Genomic DNA, 17,694 nt, shown 5'->3' on the forward strand with positions numbered 1-17,694 from the left:
TTCTTCCACGCGAAGCCTTGCTCAAATCGCCGGTTTCACATCAGTCCGTGAGAAAAGCTCAACATTTCACAGTGAAAAGCCCTGAACGCAGTCCAGGGCCTCAAACGGCTGCCTTACCGGCCAAACACACGGTCAAGCACAGGCCTTGACTCGATGATCGCGGTACCCAGCTCATCGACGGTCGTAGCGCCCGTCAGGCGGTTCTCGACTGCGGACAGGTCGGTAAGCAGCTCGTCGTTGCCACCCTCCTTGTAGAGCGTGCTCTGCACAGCTTCGAAGGTCCGCAGCAGATCGCGGTGGGTGTCCTGGAAGTTGCTTTCACTGCCAGAGACGGTTGCCTGGGCCCAGCTGGTGAGCGGGTGGTGGCGAGCCTCCACCTTACCGGGGCCGAACATGCGGTCGTAGGAGCCCTGCACCAGGCCTTCAATCAAAAGGCCGTTGTTTCTGTCATCCATTCGTATGCTTCTCATCGTGATGACGTGATCGTCACGTCGTGGTGATGATGCCAGGCGCACCCGGCATCGGTTTCGCCGATCAGCGGCAGCTCTGTATCGGCGGTCTCTAAAGGGTCTTCAGCATGGGGCACCGGCTGAGCTGGCGCCCAAGCCGTAGGCCTAGGTCGATCAGCCTCATTCTGTCGCCAGCTGCGACACGCTCAGGCCTACCGCGACGGGCCGTACCCAGACGGGCATGCTGCTGAGCATGAAGGTTTCCCCTTGGGCTGCCAGCAGCAATGTCGTGCCCATGACATGCCCAATCGCCTCCGCCGCCGCCGGCGGAACGGCGTTGCCAATCCGCTCGCGCCAGGCCTGATCGCTCAAACCGTCCAACTCCAACTGCTCCTCGGGCTCGACAAGGCTTTGCAGCGCTGCCAGTTCCAGAGTCGTGAAGGGGCGGTGCCAGGTCCCGTCGAGCGACTCGATAATGCAAGTGAGCCTGTCGTTGGCCTCTGGGAGCCGGGGATCGGCTACGCTCCAACGGCCGTTGTCATGCTTGGCGCTTGCAGAGACGGCTCCCGCTGAGCCCTGCCACGGCACCACGCCGTAATGCCCGCCAGTCAGGTAAGCGTCGCCCTTTGTGCGTTTCATGGCCGGTCGGGGATCGGCGACGCTGAATGTGCCTTGTCCTGGGCTTTTAACTCCAATGACGGCACCGCTGGTGTCCTGCCATCGGCGAACACCATACTGCTGGTACTGCAGGGCGCCAGCTTTGGCTCGCGGATCTGCAACCGAGAACGCTCCGTTTGTTGGGTTCGATCGGCCAGCCACCGTGCCCATGCTGTCATTCCAGCCATGTACTCCCATGTATCCCGATCGGTACCCTGGAACAATGATCAAGTCGCGCAGGTAACCATCCTGGATCGCGAGATCATTCAGGCTGCGCCAGTCTTTTCCGGCTTCGACCAAGGCCAGGCGGACCCAAGTTTTCCATTGCAGAGCCGGCACCCGGTGCATAGGGCCAGCCTGCTCGATATCGCCGGCCAGAGGCATGCGACCGAGGATGTCACCTACAGCACGAAGGCTCTTCTTCTCTGGCTCATACAGGAACGACGGCACCTTCTCGACGTGGCGAGCCACCAGCAGGAATCGCTTGCGGCTTTGAGCCAATCCGCCGATGACCCCACAGTCATGGGTGGTTTCGGCGACGGCATATCCATAGTGGCTTAGCAGAGCGCCGATCTGGTCCAGCAGATGGCGGCCACGATTGGCCAGGCGTGGGACATTCTCGAATACCAGCATTGGTACAGGGTCATCCCGCCACGCCTCCGCCATCAGCCAGATACAGCGCAGAGTCAGCTCGTTCAAGGCCTGGTACTTCGGGGTCAGGCTCATCTTCTCCGACAACAACCCGCTGGCGCCCTTGCATGGGGGGCTGATGAAAACGGTGTCGGGCCGGCGGTTCTGGGCCGCACGGCGGATGTCCTCTGGGAGTGCCTCCCGCCATCCGGCTGGCGGCTCCTTTCCGTGGAAGCGGATCTACTGATCACGTGTGAAGAGATCCAACAGCGTGCCTTCAACACCGGACAATCGCTTGAAATCGGCGAGGCCGGCCGGGTCAACGTCAACGCCTCCCAAGCACTCCCATTCAGCTTGCACGTTACCGACGATGGGCTTTGCCCGGTTGAAGCCCTTGGCGCCCCCCCCCAAGCCGCAGCAGAAGTGGAAATGGGTGAGGATTTTTTTGATCAGCATGCAATGTCCTACGAGAGTTGAGTGGCGCCCGCCAGGTAGACTGGCTCCCCTGGTTTACCTACGGACCGGACCAAAAAATTAAACTATAGGGCAACCTTTATCAATATTTATTAAACTATATGGCAACTTTTATCTTCGTCCAAAACGATCTCCGTGGGTTATGCTCTCCCCTGGAGGCCAAAAAAAATCCGGCCAGTAATGGCCGGATTGGGTGTAGCGTTCGTGAGCTCAGCGCGGTGCAACGAAGCGCAGGCTAAAAGGGCGGGTTCCTAAGATAGTCGCAGTATTGCGCGTCCAGCAGAGCCGCTGGTGAAGGCTCGATCGCAATCAAGGTCCATTTACCATCGATACACCGGCCTACCTCCCCATAATTGAGACCGGGCAAGTCGTAGCTTCGCTCGATCGTTGCCCAGTCCTCGGGGTACTGTGCTTTGAAGGCCTTCCGGAAAGACTCGTTGCCGTAACTGCCCATGATGGTTACGACAGCAGAGAACTTCTCATCTCGATCGCTGATCAGCTCTATTGAGCTGGCCATCAGTTTGGGTGCCGCCTGTTCGTTGGGTGTGCGCATGCCATGATCTCCATTGGCAAATATCTGCCAAAAGCAGCCTTGTATCGGTGCGATGTCGACAGCCCCATCGCATTCTCTGGTCAACTCGAAATGGGCAACACCAGCCGATAACGAAACCTGGCGCCACAGTGCACACTGAACAAGAAGGGGTCGGCACCTATCGCGAGCTCCGATCCTTGGCCGTTGGGCCTCTGCAGTTCCCTATTCCTCCCGGTCGAGCTCAGGCGTTCTGTACGTTTTCCACTGCAGCAGCGTGTACCGCCCGAGCTTCACCTTCGTCTCGGTTACCACCTGGCCAAAGGCGTAGTTACCGACCTCGGTCACCCAGACCGAGATCAAGTTCTGCCCCAGGCCGGCCCCGAATAGCCGCTGCAGCAGTGTGCGCCGGGTAGGCGCTTCTGCGAGTGGGGTATTGCTCATAGTCCACCTCAGTAAGCCGTTGTCCCGATGACGCCGAAATGTGCCATCGCTAGTGTCAGTTGCCAGCCCCGTATCCCTCCCGCGGAAACGCTGGGCTGGCGCACATTCGAAATGTGCCATCGTTAGTTTCTGGTGGTTCGTATGGCACATTTGGTCAAGTCAGTAGCAGAAGGGCCCGCCAAACTGCCACGTGCACGACTAGAGTACATTTGTTCTCCTAGCGCCAGCAGCTGATCCTTCAGCCGCCCGATCGTTCAAAGGAAGACAGTGGGAGCATGCGCCTTGGCCTTCCCCCTTCTTGGCCGCGGGGAGCTCTTATTCTGTTCGGTCTTGCGCCCGTTCCCAGAGCTGCTCAAGTTCACGCCGTAGAGCTCACACAAGCTCGCGAGCTGCTCGGCCGGTATCAACCGGTGCATCTTGCTGAGCCGCAGCAAGATGGCCTTCGGGGTGCGCTTGTGTGCGGTGGCAAGCGTGTCGATCGCTTCGCCATTCCGGTATCCCGCAATGAGCCGCTGGTCTTCGTCATCGGTCCACTTGCTGCCCTGGGCCGTCGACTCGGTGCTCCCACTGGCAGTGCGGCTTGCTTTTGCCGGCTGCTGCACAGGCTCGGCTTCCCGTGCTGGCGCCTGCGCCAGCTGCACTGGAGCGGCAGGAAGTTCTGAATCAAGTACCGTCGACAGCATGGCCAACCACCTGGTGCGATCGGTGTCCCGTGAGTGGTGGAAGCCAACGCTGCCGATCACCACCATGGGGTTCACGTTCAGCGCTGCAGCGATCTGCCACGCGTGATAGTTGTCCAAGAGATCCTTGCCGGTGCGCCAGCGGGAGAACTGGGTCTGGCTGACACCGAGAAACTCTGCAGCCGAGACATCGCCATGAAACCCTTTGACCACCTTCAGCTGGTCGAGCCAGTTAGCAGCGGTCTTGACCAACTTCACATGTGGACTATTCGTCTGGTTCGAGAATGGCGTCGACCGCTTGGCTCGCTGCGACAACGCTGCGGCTCCCGCAGCTGCGGCCAGGCGTAAGTTTGCAGTGATCGGTACACGCTCATCACCGCACTCAATCCCGGCTTCGTCCAAGCCGGCCGACAGGTTGATCAGGATCGCGATGGATCGATTCGTCATCTCATCTTGTTTGGCCATGCCCCCTCCCCTGGATCCGCTGAGGATCGCTACATGCTGCCCCGGGATACCGAGGGCCGCCGCCTGAAAATGAATCATAACGGCAAAAATGATTCTTCACACGTACCTATATGCTAACAGATGCAAATCAATCTCATCAGAGATTGTCAGATCCGCGTGTGGAGGGGCGGATCGCGGTGACGATCTGCAAGTGACTCACTAGCCCATCTGATCCGTTCATGTGTTTGGTCTAGTCAAAGACTCAATACGCAGCTTAGAATCTGCTGTGGCGCCCAGCAGACGCCCGCTACCCGTCCTCGCGAAGCTGCACGAGCAGCACTGCCAACTAATCAAACTTCGGACCATGACTTTGGCCCTGGTGCATAGCGGTGGACGGGTGACGCTGCAACAAGTAGGGCCGGAGAGAACTCGTGGCCACCGAAAACACTCGACCTACCACCCTTGCGGGTATCAAGCGCGTAGCCAAACTCATCAAGTAAAAGGAGAGCATCCCGCATCATGCTGCTCTTGATGAAGCGGCGCATAAAGCTGGATTTCACAACCTGCGACATGCCCAGTCAGTTCTAGGCAGACCCGCCCAGCTACACCAAGCTTTTGTCACTTTCTACTGGAAAGAGCACGGCAAAAGTCCAGAGCCCTTTCAGGATGGCCCAGTCCTGCGATCAGGGCGGACCACCCTTTCATTCCGGCTGCCCTCCCCGTTGAGGGAACTCCTGCCCCGACGGTCAATTGAAAGGACAACCTACTTGTCCAGTTTTCGGTTGGAGGCGGACGACCATCTCGAACGTAGAATGGATTCAGTGGACTGGTACGAGGGCCTGAAGATGGCACAACGGGCCGCACGCGCACTTAATTTCATGGCTGTGACAGGGCTACGAGCCCCTTCTGCTAACGAGATGGCAGGACCAAGCCTGGTTCTCTCCGAGTATGCAGACCACCGCTCTCACTGGTACGACGATGAGTCAAAGTGCATTGTCATTCTGGATGAGCCGTACCCGCACTTGCTCCAAGATGAAATCGACTGGGCAGAAGAGCACGGGTTTCATACGGTAGGTGTACGTTGGAGGGGCGTCTATTCCGCCAGCAACACACCACGCCTACATTCGGTATCGAAAACTCTGATCTCACGCTTGGCCAAGAAGCTCAAAGCCTTGGAGACCAGGTTAAAGGTTGAGGAATGGACACACGAGACCCAGCCATACGAAAGCTCATTCATCAGCCCGGCTAGAACTCTCAGCGGAAAGCGGAAGCTACCAAGGATGATGCCAGCCCCTGAAGGTGTAGAGCGGGCCGGAGCTGTGCCATGTGGCCCCGGTGAGCCAGGTTATCGCTCACGTTGGCGACCTGCTCGTCGCATGGACCTAGATAAGCACTTACAGATTGGCCCTATCCTGGAGAGACTCACGTTATCAACGGGCTTGGGCTTAGAGTCTGGACTAACCCGTATCCGCCTGACCCTGAACAAATGGTTTGAGGAGGAGTACAAGGATGCAGACCTTCCCGACAAGCAGATGCGACAGGACTACTACTCACCTGCCCCTACCGCCATCAAAGGAGCTGCAGATGCCCTGGCAGAGCTCGCGGTGGTCAGACAGATCGTTGTAGTAGGGTACCAAGACTGCAAACCCAAGAGAGATCTCTTGGACCGCATTGGTAGGTGCGAACAGCAAGTCCAGCGGTCCGATTCCCGTAGAAACCCGTAGCCTCCTGCTTCACAGCCGGCCTCCAACAACGAAGCCCGCCAAGGCGGGCTTTGCGAGCTATGTGAGGCATCAATGATGCCGGGGCTTGGGTGTACCTGGTACGAATTTTTAGACCTTTGGGGCAAAGCCGCCTAGTTCGAGCACATGCCCGGCCTTCGACACATCAACACTTTCGGTGCGCCCGTCTTGGAATCGAAAATCAACGTGCTGCGGTGGGACTTGAGCATCGTCGGCCAGCTCAATGTCGAAAATGGCCTTGGCTGGTTCATCCCAAACCAGCGCGAAGGCTTCGATGATCTTCTGCCGGAACGCTTCAAGCACTGCCTGGCGATTTTCAGGTGCCAGGGCATCGAGGTCGATTAAGAAATCGCCCGCCGCATGGATTTCTGCACCTTCGCCATCGAGGCCGACTGAACGGTCCCCTTCAGTCGAAACGAGCACGGACGCGACCTTGCCACCTAAAATACCCATTGCCTATCTCCATGAATTGAGCCGCAAAACGCGCCCTCTGGTACTGCCGAAGCCCGCTCTCGGCGGGCTGGCGGGGCAGGTAGCTTCCCCTTACCTCGTGGCTTCCACATAGGTTCCAATAGTGGCCTCGTTCTTCCATTTTTGCACCATCTGAGCCGAGTCCCCCCAGAGCCACATAACCCCCACTGCCATCGGGAGAAGTAAGGTTGCATTTAGCTTCTTATGAAAAAGGATGAGGTCAAGCATCAGACCGAGGGCGACGGCGAATGCGGCAATAGCCCAAACGCGGTCAACGAAGAAATCTATTACTGCCATTCCAATGCCTCTCTCCACTTGCCCGTGTTTCGCGAGCGCTATAATCGGTTCTTCTTCTGCGTTCTCGGCCCCGGTTTTAGGCCAGAGCTTGGATGCAGCTGAGCGTTTACATGTCTCGTCTTCATGCCTGATGCTAAGCGCATCCTGTAAGTGCTATCAGAGCCCCCCTGTTCGGTGAGGCCCGTGGCTGGTCCTTGTTGGCCGGAGCCGGCCAACCTATCGGTACTACTCGGCGTAGGCGTCTAGTTGCTTCTTCATCTCAAGACGTTGCGCATCGAGCATCTGATTGAGCTGATCCGCTTTGAACACATCGAAGGGAGCTCGTACGAAGGCCAGCACCTCGATCGGCGCCGAGGACTGGCGCACGACCTTGCTCGACTGACCGGAGCTCGCGCTGTCTGGCAGCCCCAGCATCTCGGTACAGGCCCGGCTGGTGTAGTCGTAACACCCCACCTTCGCCTCACCTGCCAAAACAGCGCTCCGGAAAGAGACGCTCGGGAAGATGGTGGTACCACTCACAACCCCAGCCATGATCAGTACCAGGCCGAAGGCACTGCCCGCAAATGCGCGAAATGCCCCTACCAGGAATGCGAACAAGCTGACACCGGACGCAATGAACGAAATGGCTGGGGGATTTACTAACCAAGAGGCATGTTTCAGATCATCGGGGCTCACAGGAACCTTGAAGTTCAGGACGGCGGTGCTGATGGCAGCAAACACGACGTACAACACCAACGCTGCCAGGAAGACGCTCGCGAAGATCAGTGATCCCTCGCCTGCCTTACCCGGCGTGTGATCGAAGTAGTCATTGGAAGAATCGTGGTCACTCATGATGCTCACCTGCTTGGTTCGTAGTTGGGGGTGTGGGGAGGGTGTCGGTCTGGATTACCAAACCCTTGCGGATCTCTTCTTTCAGTTCCAGGCGCTGCGTATCGAGCATCTGGTTGAGTTGATCCGCTTTGAAAACATCGAATGGCGCCCGAAGGAAGGCCATCGCTTGGACAGGGATGAATTGGTGGACACTCGGCTGGGCCGACTGATCTGGGTTGGCTGCTCGACTGGGCAGCCCCAACATCTCGGTACATGCGCGAGAGGTGTACTCGTAACAGCCGATTTTGGCCTCCCCTGCCAGAACAGCGCTGCGTAAAGAGGCGCTCGGAGAAATGCCCCCAGTAAAACTGGCCATGAGTACGGCAACGCTGATAGTCATAGGGCTGATTAGTTGCAGCGCGAGCATGATGCTCAGCACCAACAACACCCCGTAGATAATGGGGAGAATCGAGGGGGCAGTTACCATCCAGGATGCATGCTGTAAATCCTCACCACTGACCGGTACCTTGAAGTACAGGGCGAAGATGCTGACTGCCGCAAAAATGCCGTACAGCCCTAGCAAGGCAACGAACAGCCCCCTGAAAGTCAGCTTCCCCTCGCCGGCCGTAGCACCGGCGCGAGCGAAGTATTCGCTGGATGAATCGAAGTCACTCATATTGCTCACCTACTGTGTTCGAATTCCGGGTTGGAAAGGTCCTGAGCTCTACAGCTTCAGGTCCCTGCGGATCTCTCGGGCCGACGGCATTCCGCGGTACCGGTGCACGGAAACCCCTACTGCTTTCATCAACTCGTCGCGGCGCCGGTCCTTTGCTTTGGCCTTCGAGCTGTTGTGCGTGGAGTCGTCGACCTCGACCAGCGCCACCGGCTTGAGCTTCTTGTCGCAGAGCAGGAAGTCGCAGCGGTTGTGGGCGACCATATGCCTTGCATGGTTCTTGTCGGTCATGGCGGTGGCCTTCACCTTGATGAAGGCACCGAACACCACCTGGGGAGCGATGACCAGGTCGTTGCCAACTGCCTCCCTGAGTCGCCAGAAGAAGTCCTGCTCGCGCTCGGTGAGCAGGGGGATGCACTGGTAGTGCTTGGTTGAATAGCCTTTGCGCCGCTTCAAGACCGCGACGACGAAAAACGCAAATGCAAAGGTGCAGATCAGCAGGATCGGGCCATTCATGCGCGAGGCATCCACAAGTGACATACATACCCCTATTCAGATTCTTAACGCGTACCAATACGCATAGTAGTTAAAAAAAGACGGATAGTCCGCCGGTGATATTGGTCAAGTTAATGTGATTTCAATCCAGATCGGGAGGTGCACCGCCGCCCTGTTTCTTCAACAAGCCTGCCCAGGGTATTGCTCGTTGGGTGTGGAAACGTTAGGGTGAGTCATCTCCTCCTAGCGACACGCTCGTGTCGTGCAACACCTCTCTACAAACCTCCCGTAGCCAAAGCAAGTCACCGTCCTGCAATCATGCGCGCCGACTTGACCAATCCCACAAACGAACTATTCGAAGCATGCCCGCCTGGCGCGATCATGAGCGCCAGCAACGCCGCTAGATGTGATCCTCCGAGAGGTGCCCGGTGACCGCCGGCAGCTGATGAGAGGGTTCGACACCCACCGCCCGCTTGCCCCGTCGAGAACCCCGGCCTTTCACCTCGCCCGCGGCCGCCGCCTCTTTCACCGCCCGGGCTGCCATGCCCTCATTGACCATGTCCAGAATTTCCTGAGACATCCGCTGCTGCACAATGCGAGAGTTCCCCATGCGGTTGTTCGCATCGGTACGCTCGGCATCCGCAGCCTTTGCCCATTCCCTCAGAACGTCCCGGGCCTCGCCGATGCTCCCCTTGATCTTGACGAAGATCTCGAACATCAGCGGGTCAATGGATACGGATGACTTCCTGGACACGCCTCCCGCTTCACGGCGGTAGAAGATCCGGATGAAATCGTCAGCCATGCCAGCCCCCAGCACTGATCAGTAGGTAGTCCATCAGGCCACATCCAGGTGAAGGTCACTGACCAGGCGCCAGGTGATATCTGGGCAACCGATGAACAAGCCGCCATGCAGGCGGCCCTGGCGAACCATCGAAGCCACGGTGTCGGCCGCCTCGGATACGGAGACACCGACAACGCCAGCGATCGCCACCGCGGTCAGTGCGGCATGCCGCAGGATGGCCAGCTCGATGCGCGACTCAACCACATCGCCTTCGAACAACAGAGCGGCATCGGCGCCGACAAGCTCGACCACTTTGGAGTGCGCCCCCGCGCCGGTGGTAGCAGCGAAGGAATCGGCCTCTTGTTCAGGGCTCACAACCAGCACGAGCCCCCCTGCTTGTTCGGTGTGCTTCGCCACAGGTCGTACCGCTTCACCCACAACCCCAGCGGCCTCGCAGTAACGCAGCACTGCCTGGATCTGCTCATTCACCTCAATGGATTCCATCGCACGGGTCAGTGCCACGTACAGCAGGTGGAGTTCTTGGCGTAACTCAGGGGTATCCAGCACCAGCGGCAGGCCGGCATCGGTGATCAGGTTGAGGAAGTCGCTCAGCAGTACGACCTGCGGGAACTCCAACCCTTTCGAACGGTGGGCAGTGCACAGAGTGACGGTCGTATCCTTGATGTCGCTGACGCAGGCATCCTTGATGCGCTGTACCAGGCTAGGGATTTGATCGCCGTACTGCTTGGCAACACTGATGAGGGCGTGGATCTCTTTGTCATCGGTGTCGTTGGCATAAGCTTCCAGATCCTGGAGCGAGCGGAACGCACTGAGCAAAGGATCGCGTAGACGGACACCCGTGTTGGCGCGCAGGTGGTGCACTTCAACCAGCTTGTCGAACGGGTACTCGTTGACGCCACCCACGAAGTGAAGACGCTGGCCTTCCAGCAACTGGACCGCACTGGCGAACAGCTTCGCATTGGTGCGCCCGATGATCGCGTAAGGCTTGGTGCGGTCGACGGCGAATCGGGTAGTCAGCTCATGGCGCGAACTGCGCACTGGGTCCTGCTCGCCGGCGAACTGACGCAACAGCATGGTGGCGAGCTCGGCAATGCCGGCGCCATAACGGTGGCTCTCGCTCAGCGTTACGACTTGATCGAACTGCGACGGCTCGAAGGTGTTGTAAGCACCTCGGAAGCCGAAGATGGCTTGGAAGTCATCACCGGCCAAGCGCAGTGGGCAGCTCTGGCGCAGGATCACCGCTGCAAAGACAGGATTGGTGTCCTGGTACTCGTCCAGCAGGATCTGGTCGTAGCGGTGGCTCAGGTCCGGGTCACCCAAGCTCCACAGTTTCAGGTAGCCGTCGTGCGGCATACGCAGGGGGGTGGATTCCAGAAACTCTGCTCGCTCGGCTTGGCTTTCGCCGCACCCACGAGACCACTGACGCAAGCGCTGCAGATCCGCCCAAACATGCTTCGCCCATTCCGCAGCCTTCTGACGGTCATCGCCAACGATCTTTGTAGGCACGTGCGCAGCCAGGATCTCCCGATCTGCCGAGACCATGAAGTTGTGCAGAGTGACGTACAGGTGGCGAGCAAAGGCCATGGGGATCTTGTACTGCTTGGCCAGTTGGGACGGATGGAGATCATCCTGCTTGCCAGTCTTCTTGAACTGGCCACCAACTTCCCAAGCAAGCCCATGACTGGTCCTGGTGGTGACGTTGGAAGGGAAGCGAGCAGCTGCGTCCTCCTTGTTGGCCTTGCCAAAGGTGACATACAGCAGGCGCTGGTCAGGGAAACGCAGGGCGTGCGCGATGAGCAGCGAGGTCTTGCCGCCCCCCGCCTTGGCGCGGATTAGCAATCGCTTGGCAGTGCTGCCCAGGGCCACAGCCTGGTCTGTGTTTGGGGTGAAAGCTTTCGCGGCCATTGCCGGCCTCCTTGAGGTGCGAGTGGTTGATCAGTCGTCTTTGTTTCTGGAGAAGTAGTTGAAGCTGTCTTTGAACATGTCGTGGCTCTCTTCCTGATCCATCAGCGGAACCTTCTTGCTGCGCTTCGCGTTTGGATCTGCAAACAGGTTGAAGAACACGACCATTGGGATGCTGGCTGCGACCACCAGGAGCAATGAGCCCGCGAACACCCAGCCACCAAAAGCGCGGCGGGCGTATGCAGCAAACAGACAAGCCGCTACAGCCAGAGCAATCGCTCCAACGCCCTTTCCAACCTGTTTCATCACACCGTACTTGCTCATTGCGGCGGCTCCTAAGCACAACCATTTATGGCTCAACGATACCTATAGATTTGCATGGATGCAAGACAAATTATAGTTCCGCGTTACGAATGCGGGCATAAGCATTTATGGATACTGGCAAGGCAAAGCTCCGGGTGCGAGCACAACCATTTATGACCAGGGGCAGGAAAAGCGTGGCTCAGGTGCATAACCATTTATACCCATACCAGCCCATAAAAGCCGGCCCCGGGGGCACCCACACTCCGACCAGGGATGGGAAGGAAGCCTGCAGGCAGAGTGCTGGCATGTAGGGAGCTGAGAGACATGAAGGGAATGAAGCTCCCTCCCCAGCGAGAGACAGATCAGAGAAAAGCAGCTCCAAGCAACCCGAGCTGAGACGGACCTGACCGGGTCACACACCGCACCAGATGAGCAGCCAGGCCCAGCATCGCCAGACAGGTCCTGTATCGCCACCACCGCCAGCCAAGCGTCACACGCCGCGAGCCGGATCACACACAGCCTGCTCAGATCCAACACCACCCGCCACCGGGCGCCACCCATCGCACTCTGCCAACCTGGTCAAACAGCAGCACCGGGCAAGCCAATGGTCGCGAACCGCCGCACAGATCCCACGGTACCCACCACCGACTGCTAGCGATCATCAGAGGCCAGCTGCAGGATCAGCACCGAGCTTCTGCACGGCGGCCGCAGCCCCCGTCGCATCCTTCTCAGCCCGTCGCTCTCCTCCCCCGTCAGATCCTTCTTGGGGTCGCCACCGACAGCTGGTGGACTGTATTGCTAGGCGCAACCGCAAGGTCTCCCGGCAGGGCCGGCCTGCTGAGACAGAGAGGCACAAATGGTTATGCTGTCGAAGGAAGCAAAAGCGTCAAGCACGCACCGGCAGCACAGACATCGGAATAATGAAATGCCAATGCGACAGCGCAACAAGAAGAACCCAAACTAGCGATGGCACAATTCACCAAATAGAACTGGCGCGAGAACAACAGGGCGGCACCTCACAGATTCGCACGAGCATGAGAAGACGTAGAAGTCGCAGTGGAATAATGGAGATGAAGAAGAGAAGAGAGAAAAGAGAATCTACAGCGGCAGAATGAGCTCAACGCCTCGCAGGCAGAAGGAGCCGGTCGGCGCAGAGTCACAAGCGGCACAGACAGAACTGGCAGGCAAACAACAGACAGCAGCACGGACGGACACCCAAACCAAACTTGCACAATGGGGCGTGGCACAACGGGCAGCTGCAAAAGAGGCTCTGACACAAGTGCCGGAGCCAGAACGAGATCTATGGTGCGACCGGAATAAGAGAAAATGAATGAAGGAAATAAAATTAGATTAAGGGGATGGGCGCGAGGCGGCTCGGATCCAACACCGCCCGGCCCAGGTAGAATTCGGCCCACCACCGAATGCGAATGCAAGTCTCCGCAACCAGATCACACTGCGCCCAGCAAGCCCGGGTTCTACTTGGCCAAACCACCGGTAGGCTTCTGGCCCGCTTAACCATAGCCGCGGGTCTCACTGCGCATAAAACCGGTTTGCTTCTAGTCCGCTTTGCCCATAGCCCGGTTCCTACTTGGCCTGACACCGCAATGTTTCCGGTTCCGCTCAGCCACAAAAAAGGCCCTGCCGACGTTAATCGACAAGGCCTTCGTGAATCAGATTAAGGCTTACTCGTCCACGTCGAGCTCTCCTTCAAACTTGGTTTCGATCTGGTCCAGCATGCTGCCCACCAATGTCTCAAGAGAAGACAAATCATCCTCGCGTGCTTTGAGCGTTAGCTTTACGCCATGACTCATATTTCGTACTCGTTCGTGCATTTCCGCTCTAAGGTCAAAGAGCTTGGAAACCCTCTCGCACAGGATCAGTACCAGCTTGTGGTTCGGCTCGAACTCCCGTGCACGCTTCACTCTCTTCGTCAGCCCTTTATGACTCACGTTCGTGGACATCCATTTTCCCTTGCCGGCCTTGAGCTTGCGGTACACCCGCACGAATGGCCTGGATTGACCTCGGTGCTGGTTGAAATCGATCCCTATGCGCCCCGTCTGAAACGGCTGCATGACGTAGAGCAATTCGCCCATGCGCACCAGGAGCTGATCGATGCGGATCAGGTAGTCGACGGCGGTGTCGACCGACTCTTTGCCTTTGCGCCGCAGCTCTTCGAAATCGTCGATGGAGGGGGGGTTGTGTATAGCCATTGTTTAAGCGTTCGCCGGGGGGTTGTGTATAGCCGCGCCGAGGGGCGCGTTCTGGAGAATTTTCTTTGTGCTTATCCAGTATTGTCAATACGTGTTATGTATCTTGGACTCGCCTCAATGCATACAGGGCAGTAGCTACTGCGTACTGATCTGTAGGTACTGCACACTGTGCAGTGCGCATCATTAACCCCTCTAAGTCACTGGTTTATATAGGTTTAATTCCATGAAAGGTCGCGTAGCAATCGGTTTGGATGCGGGTCGTAGCGCCATTAAGGTGGTCGCGTATCACGAAGGTAAGCGCACTGAGGTCATGTACCCCACCCTGGCGGTTCCTGCCGTCGAACTCACCGACCCAACGACTGCCGCTCGCGCCAAAGCCGAGACCGAGATTGTCGACGGGAAGGCATACTTCACCGGCGATACCGCTCGCCTCCAGGGCAACCTCACCTCCTCTATTGGCTTGAACGACAATTGGACGGACACCCCGGCCGCAAACGACATCAAAGTGATGGTGTTTCTGTTCTGCTTTCCGCACGTAAAGGGAAGGTCGACTGGCGTGCCTTGCTAAGGGCACACGGTGTAACGCTGACTGAAAGCCAAATTGATGCCTACAGGAACCCCTCTGTAGAGAGTGTGATTGTTCGGGATCAGTTGGGTGCCCCCCTGAGTATCCCTGCGCTACCGGCGGTGAAGAACCCACACACTGTTCCTCCAACCGCACACTCTGGCCAGCCAGCATCTCAACCAACGACTCAAGACCTGAAGAGGGATTTCATCTTCTAACGCCACACAGCCCCCGGAAACGGGGTTTTTTTTGCCTTCTGTTTGCACAGCCATGTGCAGCATCACCTTTCATAAGGTAAACCCAGGAGAGCGAATGAAACGTATCAATAGGCATGTATCCACCTGGTTTGTCACAGTCTTTATTTACATTGTGTTAGTGGCAATGACAGATGTGGCGAACAAGCTAACGCTGTTTGGTTTGACAGTCCTTATATGTTTTCCGGTAATTGCCTGGTGGAAAACAGGGGATTTTACATACTGGCCAGCACTCCAGCCTCAGTCAAACCCCTCGGAATTTAGACCTCGCAAAACATACGAACAAAGAGATACAGAGCAACCTCAGCGCAAGCGGGATACGCCTAAGCCCTATGACCTGAGCGACATTCCATACCCCCCCAAAAGAAGCAGCGCCTCAAGCCTCAAGAGCCTCCCCCAAAGCAACGGCATAAGCCCACGCCCGACAGTAAAGCAGCCTAATGTTGCTCAGTGTGCCATCCTGACAAAAAGGACCACGCAACCGAGCAAAGTAAAGGCTGTACCTGTAATTGGATCTACCGGAGACCTGTTCGAGAGCGAAACCAGCATGGTAGACACCTCAGACGACATTCTCATTGTTCCTGATGGCGATGTCTTTCTCTAACTGCACCACATAAACCAGCGCCTTATTTAAGGTGCTGGTTTTTTTATTCCACAAATAAACTACACTTTCGATACGCCATTCCTTAACCGCATTTTTGCAGACGTAAAATCGTGCATACCAAATTTTGCACGCATTAAAGTTAGCTTGCTACGGAACTTTTCTGGCGCCGATTCGTTGACCCCTCCGACATCACGTCCCTATAATTTGACAAACAGCGCCAATCAACGGACTGCCAATCAACGGACTAGATAGGGAATAGGGATACTGTATGTCTTTCAGCTTTGACACATACCAGGGAGCTACGGAAATTGGTCTTTCGTCGCTCGGATGCCTTTCAACAGATGGCAAGCCACATTGCCCGAGATTCAATAAAAGCTGCTCCAACAAGTGCGCGTCGAAGTGCATGCGCAAAGCGATGACAGACTTCCCAGAAGCTAAGACGGAAATTTTGCTTGCAGGTGTCGTCATCGCGTCAACTTTTGCATCTGATGTCACAGAGGTTCGTGCGGCACTGTTCGGCTTCGAACAGGCAATCCAGCTGACCTGTATCTGACCCCTCCTGCCTCACCAATCTCATGCCTGCGTAATGCACAGTACAACGATTGAAACCTGCCAATCTTCCACATACGCGTTATGGATTTGATTGACGTTATCTGTCACGTACGTATAATCAATAAAGGCGACCCTATGTGGCCGCTACCAGAGGTAATGCTTCATGATTCACGAGTACTCCCCAATCGAGATCGGCCTGGACGCCCTTGGTGTTGAGCCTGGTCAGAACCCCAGCACAGTGTTTGGGGTGGATGACCTCAACAGAGCGGACCAGATGCGGATAGTAGGTGAGCGGATCGAGCAAGCGATGAGTGCCTACCCTGAGATCAAGACTGAGATCTTGGCTGCCGGCATCAATGTCCTCCTTGATGTCTCCAGTTCTCTGGCGCAATTCAGGAGTGTCGCTCTCCCTCAACTGGATCGATCTGTGGATACCGTGGCTGCGTAGGATTGATAAATCAACGAGCCCTTTATGGCAGTAGAAAAGTTTGATGCCCTGGAGCAAGAAACTGCTTCAGGGCTTGCACTAGGCACCGACATCGAGCATCTCCCCTCCTCCGAGCCTTCCGGCCCTCCCTCGACCTTCGAAAAGCTGTGCGGGACTTACATCTCGAACACGGACCGATCGCGCACCTTTGTAAACCGCTTGGCCTACGAGATGGACCGCGATGAGCGCGTCCGCAAAATCTGCAGGGTGAAGCTTCGGCAGAACAAGTGCGAACTCACAGATTTTGATGAGGTCATGCAAAGGACGCTTGAGGTCTTCTTTGGCTCGATGCTGGCAAAAATCGAAGATCAAGACGCTGTGTATGCCGTTGTCTACGCAGTAGCGCATAACGTAAGTAGAGAAGTCCTCCGGGACCGCCAGAAGCTACTGATCAATCATCGCTCCATCGAGGACATGGAGGAAAAGGGTGAAGAGCTGGAGCAGGTCGGTCTTGCCGACCAGGTAGAAGTAGACCACGATCGAGATATCGATACAGAAGCTGCCACCATCAAAATGGCCGCAGCACTTAAACGAGTGATCAACGGAGAACAAACAGTGGCCAGTTCCGGCATTTATGCCATGGATCAAGATCCAATGGTGCGCCTTGTACAACCTAAGCCTTCGGACGAAGAGCACGAGACGGACACTACGTCACAAACCAAACCAGCTGACGCTAGCAGCAAGCGTCCTCGCGGCGGCAGCCGTGCCGAGCTTTCGGCAGATCAGCAAGAATTGGTCAAGATTGGCTCTGACCTGGGCTTGCGCAATCAAGATTATGCCTTTGCCCTGGGTATCGGTCTCCCTCGCCTATCCTCCTACATTTATGGTCGTACAGCGTCGGTGCCGGATGAAGTAATGGAAAAGGCTCGGGGACTTCTGGCAGAAGAACCGCACCGCAGGGAACGCCTTAAGCGTTTCGACCGAGACATGAGCGTCATTCTGACCGATTGGATGAAACGCCTCGGTACCAATGACGACGAAGACATGGGCACCACACTTGGGGTGACCAAAATGACGATTTACCGGTGGCGCAACAACGAGACCAAGCCCGATGCCACGGCTCTAGCCCGGTATGAGCAGCGGATTGACTACGAAATTCGTATGAGAAAAGCTGTAGAGCAGCGGCTTCAAGGTAAGCGCTCTTAAATATAAACCCGCACATATGCGGGTTTTTTTATGGCCCAAAAAAACCGGCCTCTGCGGCCGGTCTTCAGCTGAGG

The 17,694-nt window shown here is 56.8% G+C and carries 18 protein-coding genes and 1 pseudogene; 6 read left to right on the top strand and 13 right to left on the bottom strand.

What is annotated here, in order from left to right; translation table 11 throughout:
- Positions 1–113: 113 nt before the first annotated feature.
- From KW568_RS29985 to KW568_RS30005, 5 genes and pseudogenes are all read right to left on the bottom strand, one after another.
- A complete protein-coding gene (locus KW568_RS29985; protein WP_004577610.1) occupies positions 114–455 on the bottom strand; it encodes a hypothetical protein in 342 nt (113 codons plus the stop codon).
- 174 nt (positions 456–629) lie between these two features.
- Positions 630–2,192 (bottom strand): annotated as a pseudogene (locus KW568_RS29990) (DNA cytosine methyltransferase).
- Positions 2,193–2,445: 253 nt separating this feature from the next.
- Positions 2,446–2,763, bottom strand: a complete 318-nt coding sequence (locus tag KW568_RS29995; protein ID WP_004577611.1) for a hypothetical protein — start codon at positions 2,761–2,763, stop codon at positions 2,446–2,448.
- A 201-nt stretch (positions 2,764–2,964) separates the two neighbouring features.
- On the bottom strand, positions 2,965–3,183 hold the full coding sequence (locus tag KW568_RS30000; protein WP_016486995.1) for a hypothetical protein: 219 nt from the start codon (positions 3,181–3,183) through the stop codon (positions 2,965–2,967).
- 254 nt (positions 3,184–3,437) lie between these two features.
- Complete coding sequence (locus tag KW568_RS30005; RefSeq protein WP_169739407.1) at positions 3,438–4,328, bottom strand: hypothetical protein; 891 nt, start codon at positions 4,326–4,328, stop codon at positions 3,438–3,440.
- A gap of 1,355 nt (positions 4,329–5,683) precedes the next feature.
- Between KW568_RS30005 and KW568_RS31280 the strand changes: the two genes are divergently transcribed.
- Positions 5,684–6,031, top strand: a complete 348-nt coding sequence (locus KW568_RS31280; protein ID WP_169739408.1) for a DUF5623 domain-containing protein — start codon at positions 5,684–5,686, stop codon at positions 6,029–6,031.
- A gap of 108 nt (positions 6,032–6,139) precedes the next feature.
- On the opposite strand, the gene KW568_RS30010 is transcribed toward KW568_RS31280, so the two are convergent.
- The 8 genes from KW568_RS30010 to KW568_RS30045 all read right to left on the bottom strand — a co-directional run bounded on the left by KW568_RS30010 (position 6,140) and on the right by KW568_RS30045 (position 14,012).
- Positions 6,140–6,502: a hypothetical protein gene (locus KW568_RS30010; protein ID WP_004577615.1), complete on the bottom strand. Its 363-nt coding sequence runs from the start codon at positions 6,500–6,502 to the stop codon at positions 6,140–6,142.
- 540 nt (positions 6,503–7,042) lie between these two features.
- Entirely contained in the window at positions 7,043–7,648 is a 606-nt protein-coding gene (locus KW568_RS30015; RefSeq protein WP_004577617.1) for a hypothetical protein, read from the bottom strand.
- Positions 7,641–8,303 carry a hypothetical protein gene (locus tag KW568_RS30020; protein ID WP_004577618.1) on the bottom strand — a complete coding sequence of 221 codons (663 nt, stop codon included), beginning with the start codon at positions 8,301–8,303 and terminating at the stop codon, positions 7,641–7,643. Before KW568_RS30020 ends, KW568_RS30015 begins: the two co-directional genes overlap by 8 nt.
- Before the next feature lie 48 nt (positions 8,304–8,351).
- Positions 8,352–8,816, bottom strand: coding sequence for a DUF2726 domain-containing protein (locus KW568_RS30025; protein ID WP_004577619.1), 465 nt, complete (start codon positions 8,814–8,816; stop codon positions 8,352–8,354).
- Positions 8,817–9,195: 379 nt separating this feature from the next.
- A complete protein-coding gene (locus KW568_RS30030; RefSeq protein ID WP_004577620.1) occupies positions 9,196–9,597 on the bottom strand; it encodes a hypothetical protein in 402 nt (133 codons plus the stop codon).
- 33 nt (positions 9,598–9,630) lie between these two features.
- A complete protein-coding gene (locus KW568_RS30035) occupies positions 9,631–11,502 on the bottom strand; it encodes a UvrD-helicase domain-containing protein (protein ID WP_004577621.1) in 1,872 nt (623 codons plus the stop codon).
- A gap of 30 nt (positions 11,503–11,532) precedes the next feature.
- A complete protein-coding gene (locus KW568_RS30040; protein ID WP_004577622.1) occupies positions 11,533–11,823 on the bottom strand; it encodes a hypothetical protein in 291 nt (96 codons plus the stop codon).
- A gap of 1,661 nt (positions 11,824–13,484) precedes the next feature.
- The gene (locus KW568_RS30045; RefSeq protein ID WP_004577623.1) at positions 13,485–14,012 is read right to left on the bottom strand and encodes a hypothetical protein; all 528 of its coding nucleotides are present in this window, start codon (positions 14,010–14,012) and stop codon (positions 13,485–13,487) included.
- Between the two features lie 223 nt (positions 14,013–14,235).
- Here KW568_RS30045 and KW568_RS30050 point away from each other — a divergent pair, with 223 nt between their 5' ends.
- The 5 genes from KW568_RS30050 to KW568_RS30070 all read left to right on the top strand — a co-directional run bounded on the left by KW568_RS30050 (position 14,236) and on the right by KW568_RS30070 (position 17,620).
- Complete coding sequence (locus tag KW568_RS30050) at positions 14,236–14,580, top strand: hypothetical protein (protein ID WP_259539108.1); 345 nt, start codon at positions 14,236–14,238, stop codon at positions 14,578–14,580.
- A 309-nt stretch (positions 14,581–14,889) separates the two neighbouring features.
- Positions 14,890–15,435 (top strand): hypothetical protein, encoded by a 546-nt coding sequence (locus KW568_RS30055; RefSeq protein WP_004577629.1) that lies wholly within the window; start codon positions 14,890–14,892, stop codon positions 15,433–15,435.
- Positions 15,436–15,838: 403 nt separating this feature from the next.
- Positions 15,839–15,988 (top strand): hypothetical protein, encoded by a 150-nt coding sequence (locus tag KW568_RS30060; RefSeq protein WP_154670349.1) that lies wholly within the window; start codon positions 15,839–15,841, stop codon positions 15,986–15,988.
- Positions 15,989–16,150: 162 nt separating this feature from the next.
- Positions 16,151–16,435: a hypothetical protein gene (locus tag KW568_RS30065; protein ID WP_004577630.1), complete on the top strand. Its 285-nt coding sequence runs from the start codon at positions 16,151–16,153 to the stop codon at positions 16,433–16,435.
- 24 nt (positions 16,436–16,459) lie between these two features.
- Positions 16,460–17,620 (top strand): hypothetical protein, encoded by a 1,161-nt coding sequence (locus tag KW568_RS30070; RefSeq protein ID WP_004577631.1) that lies wholly within the window; start codon positions 16,460–16,462, stop codon positions 17,618–17,620.
- The last annotated feature ends 74 nt before the right edge of the window (positions 17,621–17,694 follow it).

The organism is Pseudomonas sp. HD6515 (assembly GCF_024971855.1).
GTDB classification, from domain to species: domain Bacteria; phylum Pseudomonadota; class Gammaproteobacteria; order Pseudomonadales; family Pseudomonadaceae; genus Aquipseudomonas; species Aquipseudomonas alloputida.

Coding starts and splice junctions, on each gene's coding strand:
- KW568_RS29985 (WP_004577610.1), bottom strand. CDS start 455: ATGGATGACAGAAACAACGGCCTTTTGATTGAAGGCCTGGTGCAGGGC.
- KW568_RS29995 (WP_004577611.1), bottom strand. CDS start 2,763: ATGCGCACACCCAACGAACAGGCGGCACCCAAACTGATGGCCAGCTCA.
- KW568_RS30000 (WP_016486995.1), bottom strand. CDS start 3,183: ATGAGCAATACCCCACTCGCAGAAGCGCCTACCCGGCGCACACTGCTG.
- KW568_RS30005 (WP_169739407.1), bottom strand. CDS start 4,328: ATGGCCAAACAAGATGAGATGACGAATCGATCCATCGCGATCCTGATC.
- KW568_RS31280 (WP_169739408.1), top strand. CDS start 5,684: ATGGACCTAGATAAGCACTTACAGATTGGCCCTATCCTGGAGAGACTC.
- KW568_RS30010 (WP_004577615.1), bottom strand. CDS start 6,502: ATGGGTATTTTAGGTGGCAAGGTCGCGTCCGTGCTCGTTTCGACTGAA.
- KW568_RS30015 (WP_004577617.1), bottom strand. CDS start 7,648: ATGAGTGACCACGATTCTTCCAATGACTACTTCGATCACACGCCGGGT.
- KW568_RS30020 (WP_004577618.1), bottom strand. CDS start 8,303: ATGAGTGACTTCGATTCATCCAGCGAATACTTCGCTCGCGCCGGTGCT.
- KW568_RS30025 (WP_004577619.1), bottom strand. CDS start 8,816: ATGAATGGCCCGATCCTGCTGATCTGCACCTTTGCATTTGCGTTTTTC.
- KW568_RS30030 (WP_004577620.1), bottom strand. CDS start 9,597: ATGGCTGACGATTTCATCCGGATCTTCTACCGCCGTGAAGCGGGAGGC.
- KW568_RS30035 (WP_004577621.1), bottom strand. CDS start 11,502: ATGGCCGCGAAAGCTTTCACCCCAAACACAGACCAGGCTGTGGCCCTG.
- KW568_RS30040 (WP_004577622.1), bottom strand. CDS start 11,823: ATGAGCAAGTACGGTGTGATGAAACAGGTTGGAAAGGGCGTTGGAGCG.
- KW568_RS30045 (WP_004577623.1), bottom strand. CDS start 14,012: ATGGCTATACACAACCCCCCCTCCATCGACGATTTCGAAGAGCTGCGG.
- KW568_RS30050 (WP_259539108.1), top strand. CDS start 14,236: ATGAAAGGTCGCGTAGCAATCGGTTTGGATGCGGGTCGTAGCGCCATT.
- KW568_RS30055 (WP_004577629.1), top strand. CDS start 14,890: ATGAAACGTATCAATAGGCATGTATCCACCTGGTTTGTCACAGTCTTT.
- KW568_RS30060 (WP_154670349.1), top strand. CDS start 15,839: ATGCGCAAAGCGATGACAGACTTCCCAGAAGCTAAGACGGAAATTTTG.
- KW568_RS30065 (WP_004577630.1), top strand. CDS start 16,151: ATGATTCACGAGTACTCCCCAATCGAGATCGGCCTGGACGCCCTTGGT.
- KW568_RS30070 (WP_004577631.1), top strand. CDS start 16,460: ATGGCAGTAGAAAAGTTTGATGCCCTGGAGCAAGAAACTGCTTCAGGG.